The following is a 12,885-nucleotide window of genomic DNA, read 5'->3' as shown; positions in this document are numbered from 1 at the left end:
TATTAGGATAAATAGAATGAAGATAAAACTCTCTATTTATAAAACAAAAAGGTTTAGCGATGATATTGATCAGGTTTTGAATTTGGAAAGGGTCAAAAGACCTGTTGAATTCGAGATGGAGGATGCACGAGCATATCTATATGTAAAGGAGTATATGGACCCAAAACCTCCTGAATGGAGCACCTTTTTTATGGGCCAAAATCCTGGCATAGAACCTGATTTCTTTGGTATGAATAGTAGCACAGGAGCAGTATTAGTTATTGAAGCTAACAATTCCAGATATCTTATTCCCTTTGGAACCGGTCATCACTTAATCAATGATGGCAGCATTGTCAAAGGTTTTGGGCTTAAAACAACTCTTAATAGTATAGAACATAAAAAAATTCGCAGTTTAGATAAAGGCAGTCACAACGATACGAACCTGTTAACTCGCAGTCAGAGCAGTAAAGAAGTCGATATATACAACCTAAAAATAGATTCTGAGATGGATATTCTCACAACTCTCACAGGCACTTCGACAGAAGATATTTTAGGAAGTAAAATTACTGGCAAAGATGCGTTTGTTATCATGCCGGATATTGAATTGAAGGCTATTCCAGCACTGTTGACCAAAATAGACTCTATTTACTTATTACCTCTTCCTGAAGAATTCGAATGGGTTAACAATATCAAGGAGGCTGATGAACAAGAAGTTGAGATATTGGATTCGCTTTTGATTGATCGGATAAAGGAAAAAGACTTCAATGATTTATGGCTTGGAGAGCCAGAAATAGTAGACTGGGAAAATCAAATAGGCTATTGCTTTGATAAGAGACAAAGGTTCATTCATGAAACCTTATCAATATACCATGTTTGTGATTATTTTGATGGTAAGAAAACTGATGTAACTGTTGATGAACTCAAAAAAAGTTACCTGCATGTTTTGAATGCCGATTTTGAATCGATAAAAAAATGGTCTTTATATAGGTGCCTCTATGCCGAGATAAAAGAAGGTGATCAGAACTATATTCTTCGAGACTCTATATGGTATGTTGCAGATAGGAATTTTGTATCGACTATTGATGATGAAATGAAAAAAATAATTCATTATGAGGAGTCGGATAAATTCCCTGTATATTCATATAAACGAGAGGAGGATTATAATAAAAAACTTTGCCACGATGATAATTCCTTTACACACATGGATCAGAAATTCATTCATCATGGTGGTGGCAAAAGTAAGATTGAATTTTGTGATCTTATCAGAGGTCAATCAGATTTTATCCATGTAAAATATTATACTGGTTCGCAAAGTATGAGCCATCTTTTTTCACAAGGATTTGTAGGTGCTGAACTTTTTATAAGTGACTCTGAATTTCGAGGCAAACTTAATGAGAAACTACCTGCTCATATAAAATTAGCCGATCATATGAATAGACCAGATGCTAAAAAATATAAACTAGTTTTCGCCATAGCTTCTAATAAAAATCTTCCCGAAGATTTACCTTTGTTTTCTAAAATAAACTTAAAAAATTTCCACAAGAGTATTACCAATTTTGGGTATGAGGTCAGGATCTGCAAAATTGCTGTGGACCAAGATATTTATAAAAAGAAGCTATGTAAACCACAAAAGAACAAGCTTTAAATAAATTTTTCAATGCCAGAGATGTTTGCCAGTTCATGCAGAAAATCGCTTTTGTAAGTTACAGCCCATGTATCTTGGTTTAGAACAAAGTGGTGTCAAAAAAGGTTTATGTCTTGGTGGATAAGGGGCTAGGAGATTTAACCCCTCATAGAGTTGTTATGCCGCAATAGCTTTAAATTTTTGAGCAATGACATAATCACTCCACCACTGCATGAGAATCACTCGTTCTGCCAGATATTCTGCTCGATTGTAAGCTGCAATTATTTCATCTTTCTTTGAGTGGGCAAGGGCCGCTTCTAAGACACCAGTCCTGGACTTACCAGATTCGTCTGTCGCCGTTCTCGCAATAGATCTCATTCTGTTAACCATAAGTTCACCTCCTTAAATCGTTTGAATGATTACGGCTTATACTGCCTACTTATGCTAATATCTAAGAGAAGCCATTATGGTTGTGTAAGTATACTTCTTGGTTTATTTCGGATATATAAAACCATACCTATGACTGGCTGTTTTCAGCAAGAGTCTTATCATCTAAAGAATTTATTTTCGAAATTCTTTTTAACTCATTAAGATAATCAACTTCGTTTTCCAAGAACCAATGAAGAACTTTAGAGTTACCAAGTAATTTATTAATATATGACTGGATTATCACGAATTTCAACATATCTGAACCATACTCGGTTTGAAGCTTTTTTGTTTCTTCCGAAGTTGTTGCCATTTCCTGTTCCAGACGAAGTATGGTTTTTTTTATGTCCTTTTTATAGGGAGTGTTTTTCCCTTTATTTACTATCATCGATGCCGGTGTAGCATCCAAGATGCTCATTGCAAATTTTTTACTATAATTATCAAAATTAATCATTGTACCTACAGCTTCAATTTGACGAATTGGCTTCATTTTCCTCAAAACATCAAATGTAGCCTTAGGTATAGGTTTATCAGAAAGTTTCGCAATTATACTTGGATCTATACCGTTCATCACATTAGCTTTATCTTTTATAGCATCAATAGATATTCCCAAAGCAGCACTAAGTTTTTCAATTGAAACTTTTGCTAAGGACTTGATTATCATTCTATGTTCTTCAACTACATTTATATGATTGACTTGTTTGTTAGGAGTGAACGCATCATCTATGCTCGAAAGTATACATGGAGCTTTTTCTATGCCTAAGTCTTTTAAAGCCTCAACCCTCAAATGGCCATCGAGTATCTTAATGGCATCTTTATCTTTGTCATAGAACACTATTATTGGTTCAATAATACCTAAGCTTTCAATAGAGGTAACTATTTGATGATATTTATGACTTAGCTTTACATTTTCTAACAATTCCTTAGAGGGAACTAACTTGTTTGTTTCTAAATAAATAAAGTTGTCGCCAAAACGTATCTGAATCATTTTGATGCCTCTTTGTTTATTGGATTTAGGATCTGAGATGGCAGTTCTGAAAGATTCTCTTGTTCAAGTATATTTTGAAAGCTTTTATTCATCATTATGATGTTAAATATCTCATTTACAATCAGCAAATTAGTTTTTATAAATTTAGAGTTGTTATAAACAGATTTATGTTCAGCGATACTATTTTCATAAAGCTCAATTAACTCCTCAGCAGTCATTCTTTTTGATGGTTTGTGATAATAAAACCCGGCTGCTTTTGCACCTTTATTCCCAATTGTTCGCTGATTTAGAATGTGTTTTATCTTTATAATGTCTCGGCTTTTTATTAATTTTTTATCATATGCTTCGGTAAGAATATCTTGTGCTTCTTCAGTTTCACATCTTGCAAATTGCACTGCGAGATACAGAGGCAAATTCCCCCGTTCGACTGCAGAGAGAAGTTTATGCTCTCCCTTATCAAGAAGCATATTTATACTGCTCACCCAGTTTGATGAATACCCAGTAATCTCACTTATTTCGGAGTCTGAAAGTCCTCTGTGTTTCATATCTTTTATTACCTGTAATAACTCATTGGAACGTGGTCTCCTCCTTGCAATGTTTTCAACCAAACTCATAACGTAAGCATCTTCTTCTGATACATCTCTTATAATTGCTGGAATAATGGTTTCACCTAATGCAACGAGAGCCTCTATTCTCCCTTGACCACAAATTAAAGCATATTTGAAATCGTCTTCATCAATCGCTCTTACGCTTATAGGCTTGCTTAATCCTCTTTTTTTTATGCTTTCCTTAATTTCTTCATGAACTACCTTATTTCTAGTTCGTGGGTTAAGGAATTTTATTTTTGCAATCTCAATTTGAATTATTGGGAAAACATTTGTTTCAGGCAGCATATAGTTCCCTCACTTTCATGCGAGTAATAATTTGTAGAAGTTTATCCAGATTATCAAATCTATAGAGATCTAATCGAATGTTGTTTGTTTCCGTCATGCACATTTTACTATATTCGTTTTCTATCTTTGGTATGATATAAAAATCAAGAGGCGAAATATTTTGTGAATCCATTCGTATAACAATTGTTATGTCTGCTTTTTGTGAGTTATCAAACCGGACCTTCCATCTAAGTTTACCTGATTTCATATGTATGCATTTAGTAATAAGGACGGAAATTAAAAGCTCATCATTGATGTAAAGCATTGGGGCATATTTATATTCGTCTATATAGCAGTTACTTTTTAAAATTCTCCCCTTAAAATCCTCAATTATACCTGAGTAAAATGATCTTAGTGCTTCATTTATTTGGAGATAGCTGTAATCATGTTCTGGCTTATAACCAATCAAAGTATATGCTCTTAAAAGACCACCAAATCGGGTTCTGTAAACAGAAGATGAAGGGCCTGTATCATCTTCATCAATGATAAATCCTGATAGTTTTCCCTTAGATTCCAATTTTTGTTTTAGCTTTTCTAAAAGCTCTTCATTAGTCAAATGTATGGATCGGAGCTGAATTATATCTTGAGCTTTATTATATTTTTTCTTTGAAATAATGGGTTTATATGCTTTGTCACATCTAACCCATTCATGTTTGGGGTTTTTTACAAGTCTACTTTTTAGTTTAGATGAGGTTTTGTTATATATATTGTTCCCAATATATTTTTCATTTGTCAAGATTTGATGTATTTTTGCACGAGTCCATAATGTTCCATTTTCTGCAGGTATATTCTGTTCATTTAATCTCTCAGCAATAATGAATTCTGGTACGTTATAATCTATAAAGAGATCATAGATTCTATTTACAATTTTTATCTCATTTTTTGGTCCCGGAATTAATATTACTCTATCTGTTTGAATACTCTTTCTTTTGCGGAAACTCAATATTTCTTTGGCTATGCCATTTTCGTCAACTAAAAGACGTCTCAGCCCATAACCAGCCATGCCGCCTTGATGATAACCAAGCTTTATTAAATTTACTTGTCCTATAAATACCTTTTCAGATAAATTCCTGCTGTGATATGCAGCACTAGATCTTTTTATATTCAGTATTACAGAAGACTCTAAAGGGAAATCTTTAGTGGGTATAGGTTCAGAACAGTATATAAGGTCTACACCGTTTCTCTCAAATAGAAAGGAATAATATGCAGCTTCATCACTGTTTTGAAAACGACCAAAACGGCTCACATCATAAAATAATACAGCCTGTATATCTATTTTCTTTTGTTCTACATCACTAAGTAACTGCTGCAAAGAATGCCGGCCTACGATACTGACTCCGCTTTTACCTGCATCATCGTAGGTATAAGCGATTTCCATATTGTTCTTTTCAGCATAATCTTTGATATATTCGGACTGATTATGTAAAGAATATTGCTGATGGTCGGTAGACATCCTCAAGTACTGTGCGACTCTAACTTTATGATTTTTATCATTTTCGCTAGCCATGCACGAAACCTCATGGATGATTCAATACAATGTAGAGGATAAAATTGATCAATTTTTAACCAAATTCAACTCTTTTATCATCGATTAGAGCGAATTTGGTAAATCTTCGAGGTGTATGATAATCGAGAAGAGATGTGATTATTTAGCTGATATGACCGACAGCTTTCGTTATGTGGACTCATGGTCCCCATTTGTAAATGGCTATGCTTAGTCCACATAGGTTAATGGTGTGATTATTAATTCTTTAACTAAATCAAGATAGTTAACCCATCATGGGAGAGTTATGCGGCAATACCTTTGCATTTTTGAGACGAAACATAGTCACTCCACCATTGCATGAGAACCACCCGTTCAGTGAGATACTCTGCACGATTGTAGGCTGCAATTATTTCATCTTTCTTCGAGTGGGCAAGGGCGGCTTCTAAGACATCAGTTCTAAACTTGCCAGACTCCTCAGCAGCCGTTCTAGCAATGGATCGCATACCGTGAGCTACAAGCTCACCTCCGAAGCCCATACGGATTATGGCCGCATTGGCTGTTTGTTCATGCATGTGATTGAGTGGAGCTTTGATACTGGGGAAAACCCACTCTCTACGCCCGCTGATGGCTTTCATTGAATCCAAGACTCGCAAAGCTTCTTTACTTAGTGGAACTTTATGAGGCTTCTTCATTTTCATGAACTCCGCCGGGATGTTCCACATTGAGTTGTCAGTATCTATATCGGCCCATCTAGTGCGAACAGCCTCACCAGGACGAACCCAAGTTAGTAACTGCCATTCAATCAGCAATCGTGTCTCCATACGGACTGAGGCGTTGTTTAACACTGTAAGGAAGCGGGGGAGTTCGGTTGGGGGCAGGGCTGGCATGTTCTGTTTCTTCGGCTTACTAAATCTCTGGGCAAGATTGTCAGCCGGATTGAATTCTATGAGTTCTTCTGTTGCTGCATAGCGGAAAATTTCATTCAGGCGGGATATGATGCGGCGAAGTGTTTCAAGGACACCTCGTTTTTCTATGGGGTCTAGATGCTGTTTAAGCATTTTAGGGCGAATCTCCTTAATGGGGGTATCACCCAACGTTGGAAAGATATTTCTTTCTAGGCTTCGCCAGATGTCGTTAGCATGATCCTGGGAGATGCCTGACGTTTTGACTTTCTCATCAAGCCACTTCTTGGCTACTGCTTGAAATGTATGTTCCGTTGCATCTTTTAGGGCATTGGCTTTCTGGGTGTTATGAACTTGTGGGTCTATACCATTTGCAAGCAACGACAAGTATTCATCACGTAAAGCTCGTGCCTTCGCAAGTGTAAGGTGAGGATAGGTTCCTAAGCTCACCTTAGTTCGCTTTTTGGTCACAGGCACTGCATATCTGAAATACCAATTTTTCTTCCCTCCCTTCGACAGGGGAGCGATTCGCAAGAGCAAACCATCGCCGTCAAAAAGGTTAACCTCTTTCTCGGCAGGTTTGGTGCTTTTGATTTCAGTGTCAGTGAGCTTCTTAGCGATTTTTGCCATGTTTGGGACCCTCGATTTTTGGACCCTTCTTAGTGGGTCCCATTCAGGGTGCCATAACTCGTAGTTCTCAGCAATTCTCACCAGACTACAATAGACGTAAAAAAGCCCGCAGAGCTTGTGCTGTGCGGGCTTAGTAGACTTTACTGAACTTCAGTGCATCAATATTTGGTGGAGCTGGCGGGAGTTGAACCCGCGTCCGAAATTTCTACATCCTCGGTACTACATGCTTAGTTTGTCTTTACATTCGCACGCCAGCTGCGGACAGACACGCCACTAACGAACTAGCCTGATTAGTTTTAGCACTTCAACCCCAGGCAGGGCATCCGCGCGATCTCTTTTGGGTTTGACCTCTCTTGATCCCCGTCTTAAGAGCGGAAGCTAGGGAGAGAGGGCTCTTAGCAGGTTATTAAGCTGCTAAAGCGTAGTTTTCGTCGTTTGCGACTATTTTTTTGCGGCTTTTTACGAGGCAAACCGCCCCTCGGCATGCACCTTGGGTTTCGCAAATCCCGTCGAATCCAGAATCAGCCCCAATAGTGTTGAACTGAGTATACCAGATTTCACTTCCTGGATACCAGCCCGGAACGCTAACTTATTGAATCGCTCAATAAGTATCCTGAAATTAACGGCCTGCGTGCTTCATGATACGCGCTTTATCGACCTGCCATTCACGATCTTTAGCATCGTTACGTTTGTCGTGCTGCTTCTTACCTTTCGCGACGCCGATTTTCACTTTGCACCATGCGTTCTTCCAGTACAGAGACAGGGCCAGCACGGTATAACCTTCGCGATTGATACGCCCGAAAAGGGAATCCAGCTCACGCTTGTTCAGTAGCAGCTTACGGGTGCGGGTTGGATCGCACACGTAGTGCGAAGAGGCGACCGTCAGCGGCGTAAAGTTTGCGCCAAACAAAAAGGCTTCGCCGTCTTTGAAGATCACATAGCTATCACCAATATTGGCTTTGCCAGCGCGCAGTGATTTTACTTCCCAGCCCTGCAACGCAAGGCCTGCTTCGAATTCTTCTTCGATGAAATACTCATGGCGAGCACGCTTGTTAAGCGCAATGGTCGCCGAACCTGGTTTATGTGCTTTTTTCTTCGTCATAGGTGTCGTAAAGCCGTCGGTAATCTGATTTCAAAAAGTCACCTCATTGCGTCCTGTGAGGTCTAACGCGCTATATTAGCACGAGATGAGGCTTAGCGTTTTTTTAACAGGTGATAAATGTTATTATTTGTCCGTTGTGTGACCATGGAAAATGCTATGCCTCAGATTAGCCGTACTGCGCTTGTCCCCTTCAGCGTGGAACAAATGTATCAGTTAGTGAACGATGTTCAGTCTTATCCGCAGTTTATTCCGGGATGTACCGGTAGCCGGGTACTGGAATCTGGCCCGACGCAGATGACAGCGGCCGTGGATGTCTCGAAAGCGGGGATCAGTAAGACGTTCACGACCCGTAATACGCTGACCGATAATCAGAGTATTTTAATGCATCTGGTCGATGGCCCGTTTAAAACCCTGATGGGGGGCTGGAAGTTCACGCCACTGAGCGCTGACGCCTGCCGCATTGAATTCCATCTCGATTTTGAATTTACCAATAAGCTGATAGAGCTGGCGTTTGGCCGTATCTTCAAAGAGCTGGCCTCAAACATGGTTCAGGCGTTCACCTCTCGCGCCAAAGAGGTCTACAGTGTCGCATAAGATTGCTGTAGAAGTGGTGTACGCGCTGCCGGAAAAACAGTATCTGCAACGCGTTACGCTGGAAGAGAATGCAACGGTTGAGGACGCCATTCGTGCCTCGGGTTTGCTTGAGCTTCGCAGTGATATCGATCTGGCAAAAAACAAAGTCGGTATCTACAGCCGCCCGGTAAAACTGGGGGATGTGCTGAAAGAGGGCGACAGGGTCGAGATTTATCGACCGCTGATTGCCGACCCGAAAGAGCTTCGTCGCCAGCGTGCGGAGAAATCGGGTAAGTAGTTCCCCCCGGTGGCGCTGCGCTTACCGGGGCTACGCGTCCTGAGCGAGAATTCAGGTACAAAAAAGGTGCTCATTGAGCACCTTTTTGCATTTCTGACGCCAGATTACTTGGTCAGAGCAGGTTTGTTGTCGATGTTAGTCAACACGCCGCTGCTGTTGAAGGTCAGCGTCAGGGTCTGCTGGGTCACATCTTCATGACCAGGCTGCTGACGGAATACATAGAACCAGGTGTTTGTGCCGAATGGATCGGACATCATCGGGGTTCCCAGTGCATAAGCGACCTGCTGTTGTGTCATCCCCACACGGATTTTGGACACATCGTTAGGGGTAAGGTAGTTCCCCTGGTTGATGTCAGGACGGTAAACCACTTTCTCCAGAGTGGAACAGCCTGCGGTCAACATCAGAAGAACCGCTGCGGCAGCGGTCAGCGTTTTACAGCGCATAGTGATTTGATTCCTTTTCGGGCCCGAGCAGTACGCGGCTCATATGTAATATGCCGATGATAATAGACCTTGCCCCACTTTGAAACCGGTCTGGCGGCGTTTTTGTTGTTCTCTATGACTCTGAGATCCCGAAAAAGTTTAGGCAGCCAGCAGTTCTTTCGCGTTCGCGAGGGTGTTGCGCGTCACTTCACTTCCCCCCAGCAGGCGCGCCAGCTCCTGTAAACGCGAGCGCTTATCTAAAGGCGTCATGTGCGTTTCGGTCATTTCGCCATCAGTTTCTTTGCTGACGATAAAGTGGTGATGACCACAGCCTGCCACCTGCGGCAGGTGGGTGACACACATTACCTGGGTGGATTCGCCCAACTGACGCAGAAGTTTGCCTACCACGGCCGCCGTTGGGCCGCTGATCCCCACATCCACTTCATCGAAAATGAGCGCCGGGGTTTCCATTTTACGTGCCGTAATCACCTGGATGGAGAGGGCGATACGAGACAGCTCACCACCAGACGCCACTTTAGAAATGGCCTGTAACGGCTGACCTGGGTTTGTGGTCACGCGGAATTCGATGCGGTCTGCGCCTTCCGCTGTCAGGTAGTTTTCTTCAAAGCGAACATCGATCGTGAACACACCGTGCGGCATTGCCAGCGTGTGCATACTCTCGGTGATGTGCTGGCTTAATTCCTGCGCATAGTGCTGACGGATGTCGTGCAGCTGTTTTGCCGTCGCCAGTGCCTGTTGGTGGTGCAGATTCACCGCCAGCGTCAAGGTTTCCTGCGAGTCGGCCTGGTCGTCAAGCTGCTGCTGTTCATCCAGCAGGCTCTGATAAAAGGTTGGCAGCTCTTCCGGTGACACGTGATGCTTACGCGCCAGTGAAATCTGGCGAGAGATGCGTTGCTCTAACTCGAACAAACGATTAGGGTCGAGATCCAGGCGCTCACAATTGTGGCGCAGTTCATCGCCCGCCTCAGAAATCTGGATGGCTGCCTCTTCCAGCATATCCAGCACGCCAGAGAGTTTGCTGTCCATGCCAGCCAGCTCGGTGACTAACTGGCGTACGTTATACAGCTGGCTTTGCAGGTTAACGTCTTCACCGTCCGCAAGCAGGTTCAGGGCGTTTTGGCTGGTTGAGAGCAAATGGCCGCTGTTGGCCAGACGCTTGTACTCTTCGTCGATTTGCTCGAATTCCCCTGGCAGCGGGTTAAATTCGTTCAGCTCTTTAAGCTGATATTCCAGCAGCTCAGCACGCGCGGCGCGCTCCTGGCTCAGCTGCTGGTGCTGGGCAAGCTCACGGCAGCTCTGATGCCACTGGCGGTAGTGTTCTGCCATCAGTTGAGTAAGTGCATACTCACCTGCGTAGCCATCGAGCAGGGCTTTTTGCTGCTCGGGCTTAACAAGCTGTTGGTGAGCGTGTTGGCCGTGGATTTGAATCAGTAACTGGCCAAGCTCGCGAAGCTGGGAAAGCGGTACGGCCGTGCCATTGATAAAGCCACGAGAGCGGCCATCACTGCTGATCACGCGGCGAAGTAAACACTCACGTCCATCTTCAAGCTGGTTCTCTTCCAGCCAGCGCAGCGCGGCGGGGGTATCTTTCAGTGAAAAGCGGGCGCAGAGGTCGGCGCGGTTTGCGCCAGTGCGCACCATGTCGCCTTCTGCACGCCCGCCCAGGCACAAGCCGAGAGCATCAATGGCAATGGATTTACCTGCACCGGTTTCCCCGGTAATAGCCGTCATGCCACTGTGGAAGTCGATTTCAAGTTCACGAACAATGGCGAAGTTGCTGATGGTCAGTTGTGCCAGCATAATTGTTTTCCTGTATGAAAAACCATAACTGTGTTTTCATACAGTATAAACTGGTTTTATATACAGTAAAGTGCTGGATGCAAAATCAGAACAATTTTTTTGACCAGCCGAGCTTAGAGCTTAATGTATTGAAATAGCTGTAATCTTTCGGGTGGATCAGATTCAGGTGGTAATCGCAGCGGCGGATTAACACGTCTTCACCTTCCTGAATCGGCAGCGCGATTTGGCTGTCACAGCTGATCTCCAGGTCGTTGCGGCGGTGAGAAAAACGCAGGCGAATGGTGCTGCTGCCGTTGATGACCAGCGGGCGGGCAGAGAGCGTATGCGGGAACATGGGCACCAGCGTGATGGCATCCAGCGACGGCGTTAAAATGGGGCCGCCCGCAGAAAGCGAGTAGGCGGTAGAACCCGTTGGCGTTGAGATAATCAGCCCGTCCGAACGCTGCGAGAACGCAAAGATCTCGTCGATATACACTTCGAATTCAATCATATGTGCCACCTTGCCGGGGTGGAGAACCACTTCGTTAATGGCGGTGCTGATGCGTTTCTGACAGTCCTGCTGGCACACCTGCGCCTCGAGCAGAAAACGTTTCTCACTGATATAGTGGCCTTCCAGCACGTCGGCAAGCTGTTGCTGGGCGTTGTCCGGGTCGAGATCGGTCAGAAAACCGAGGTTGCCACGGTTAATGCCGATTACTTTGATATCGTAGCGTGCCAGAGTACGGGCCGCGCCCAGCATGTTGCCGTCACCGCCGACCACGACGGCGAGATCCGCCTGCTGGCCAATTTCCGCCAGCGTACCGGTTCTGACGCTCTTGAGCTGCAGCTCCTGCGCAATTTGCTGTTCGACCATCACGTCATAGCCTTTGGCGCACAGCCAGCGATACAACATTTCATGTGTCGTCAACGCGGTAGGGTGACGCGGATGCCCGACGATCCCAATACACTTGAAATGATTATTCATTTTCTGGAGGTCCTTGTGCCTAATGAATGATGACAATCTGTCTTGTTCCCTTGAATCCCGGAAACTGATCCCCATAATAAGCGAAGTTAGCGAGATGAATGCAGAAAAACGCGGAGAAATTCATGAGTAGTAAAGAACAGAAAACGCCTGAGGGGCAAGCCCCGGAAGAAATTATCACGGAACAGCATGATGAAGTTGAGGCCGTAGAGTCAGAAGCTTCTGCTGAGCAGGTGGACCCGCGCGATGAAAAAATTGCGAATCTGGAAGCCCAGGTTGTAGAAGCACAGAATCGCGAGCGCGATGGCGTGTTACGCATCAAAGCGGAAATGGAAAACCTGCGTCGTCGTACCGAGCTGGACGTGGAAAAGGCGCATAAGTTTGCGCTGGAGAAGTTTATCAACGAACTGCTGCCGGTTATCGATAGCCTGGATCGCGCGCTGGAAGTGGCTGATAAAGCTAACCCGGACAACGCTGCCATGATTGAAGGTATCGAGCTGACGCTGAAATCCATGCTGGATGTGGTACGTAAGTTCGGTGTTGAAGTGATTGCCGATACCAACGTGCCGCTGGATCCAAACGTTCACCAGGCGATTGCCATGGTGGAATCTGAAGACGTTGAAGCCGGTAAAGTGCTGGGCGTGATGCAGAAAGGTTACACCCTGAACGGCCGTACCATTCGTGCCGCTATGGTGACCGTGGCGAAAGCGAAAGCGTAATTTGCCATCGATAGTGCCGGGT

At 43.7% G+C, this 12,885-nt stretch carries 12 protein-coding genes, 1 other RNA gene and 1 pseudogene; 4 read left to right on the top strand and 10 right to left on the bottom strand.

The window, feature by feature from the left end:
• Positions 1 to 16 precede the first annotated feature (16 nt).
• Positions 17 to 1,624, top strand: coding sequence for a TIGR04141 family sporadically distributed protein (locus N1249_RS16605; RefSeq protein WP_200038081.1), 1,608 nt, complete (start codon positions 17 to 19; stop codon positions 1,622 to 1,624).
• A 156-nt stretch (positions 1,625 to 1,780) separates the two neighbouring features.
• Here the strand turns inward: N1249_RS16605 and N1249_RS16600 are convergent.
• The 7 genes and pseudogenes from N1249_RS16600 to smpB all read right to left on the bottom strand — a co-directional run.
• Positions 1,781 to 2,005: pseudogene (locus N1249_RS16600) on the bottom strand (integrase); the annotation flags it as partial.
• A 115-nt stretch (positions 2,006 to 2,120) separates the two neighbouring features.
• Positions 2,121 to 3,017 (bottom strand): plasmid partitioning protein RepB C-terminal domain-containing protein, encoded by an 897-nt coding sequence (locus N1249_RS16595; RefSeq protein ID WP_259831245.1) that lies wholly within the window; start codon positions 3,015 to 3,017, stop codon positions 2,121 to 2,123.
• Positions 3,014 to 3,910 (bottom strand): ParB/RepB/Spo0J family partition protein, encoded by an 897-nt coding sequence (locus tag N1249_RS16590; protein ID WP_259831244.1) that lies wholly within the window; start codon positions 3,908 to 3,910, stop codon positions 3,014 to 3,016. Before N1249_RS16590 ends, N1249_RS16595 begins: the two co-directional genes overlap by 4 nt.
• A complete protein-coding gene (locus N1249_RS16585) occupies positions 3,900 to 5,456 on the bottom strand; it encodes a recombinase family protein (protein WP_096147310.1) in 1,557 nt (518 codons plus the stop codon). Before N1249_RS16585 ends, N1249_RS16590 begins: the two co-directional genes overlap by 11 nt.
• Positions 5,457 to 5,737: 281 nt before the next feature.
• The gene (locus tag N1249_RS16580; RefSeq protein WP_259831234.1) at positions 5,738 to 6,967 is read right to left on the bottom strand and encodes an integrase domain-containing protein; all 1,230 of its coding nucleotides are present in this window, start codon (positions 6,965 to 6,967) and stop codon (positions 5,738 to 5,740) included.
• A gap of 166 nt (positions 6,968 to 7,133) precedes the next feature.
• Positions 7,134 to 7,496, bottom strand: a transfer-messenger RNA (tmRNA) gene (gene ssrA / locus N1249_RS16575).
• Between the two features lie 90 nt (positions 7,497 to 7,586).
• Positions 7,587 to 8,069 (bottom strand): SsrA-binding protein SmpB, encoded by a 483-nt coding sequence (smpB, locus tag N1249_RS16570; RefSeq protein WP_014071418.1) that lies wholly within the window; start codon positions 8,067 to 8,069, stop codon positions 7,587 to 7,589.
• 156 nt (positions 8,070 to 8,225) lie between these two features.
• On the opposite strand from smpB, the gene N1249_RS16565 reads away from it, so the two are divergent.
• Together N1249_RS16565 and N1249_RS16560 are read left to right on the top strand one after the other, a co-directional pair.
• Positions 8,226 to 8,663: a type II toxin-antitoxin system RatA family toxin gene (locus N1249_RS16565; protein WP_041162109.1), complete on the top strand. Its 438-nt coding sequence runs from the start codon at positions 8,226 to 8,228 to the stop codon at positions 8,661 to 8,663.
• Positions 8,653 to 8,940 carry an RnfH family protein gene (locus N1249_RS16560; RefSeq protein ID WP_014071416.1) on the top strand — a complete coding sequence of 96 codons (288 nt, stop codon included), beginning with the start codon at positions 8,653 to 8,655 and terminating at the stop codon, positions 8,938 to 8,940. Before N1249_RS16565 ends, N1249_RS16560 begins: the two co-directional genes overlap by 11 nt.
• Before the next feature lie 104 nt (positions 8,941 to 9,044).
• Here N1249_RS16560 and bamE read toward each other — a convergent pair whose 3' ends face one another.
• The 3 genes from bamE to nadK all read right to left on the bottom strand — a co-directional run bounded on the left by bamE (position 9,045) and on the right by nadK (position 12,147).
• The gene (gene bamE / locus N1249_RS16555; RefSeq protein WP_014071415.1) at positions 9,045 to 9,383 is read right to left on the bottom strand and encodes an outer membrane protein assembly factor BamE; all 339 of its coding nucleotides are present in this window, start codon (positions 9,381 to 9,383) and stop codon (positions 9,045 to 9,047) included.
• 138 nt (positions 9,384 to 9,521) lie between these two features.
• On the bottom strand, positions 9,522 to 11,183 hold the full coding sequence (gene recN / locus N1249_RS16550; protein WP_259831215.1) for a DNA repair protein RecN: 1,662 nt from the start codon (positions 11,181 to 11,183) through the stop codon (positions 9,522 to 9,524).
• 85 nt (positions 11,184 to 11,268) lie between these two features.
• Complete coding sequence (gene nadK, locus N1249_RS16545) at positions 11,269 to 12,147, bottom strand: NAD(+) kinase (RefSeq protein WP_041162108.1); 879 nt, start codon at positions 12,145 to 12,147, stop codon at positions 11,269 to 11,271.
• A 122-nt stretch (positions 12,148 to 12,269) separates the two neighbouring features.
• On the opposite strand from nadK, the gene grpE reads away from it, so the two are divergent.
• A complete protein-coding gene (grpE, locus tag N1249_RS16540) occupies positions 12,270 to 12,863 on the top strand; it encodes a nucleotide exchange factor GrpE (RefSeq protein WP_259831212.1) in 594 nt (197 codons plus the stop codon).
• The last annotated feature ends 22 nt before the right edge of the window (positions 12,864 to 12,885 follow it).

The sequence above is a fragment of the Enterobacter sp. CP102 genome, assembly GCF_025152625.1.
In the GTDB taxonomy this organism is placed as follows: Bacteria; Pseudomonadota; Gammaproteobacteria; order Enterobacterales; family Enterobacteriaceae; genus Enterobacter; species Enterobacter soli.
This window is presented reverse-complemented; position numbering and strand designations above follow the sequence as displayed.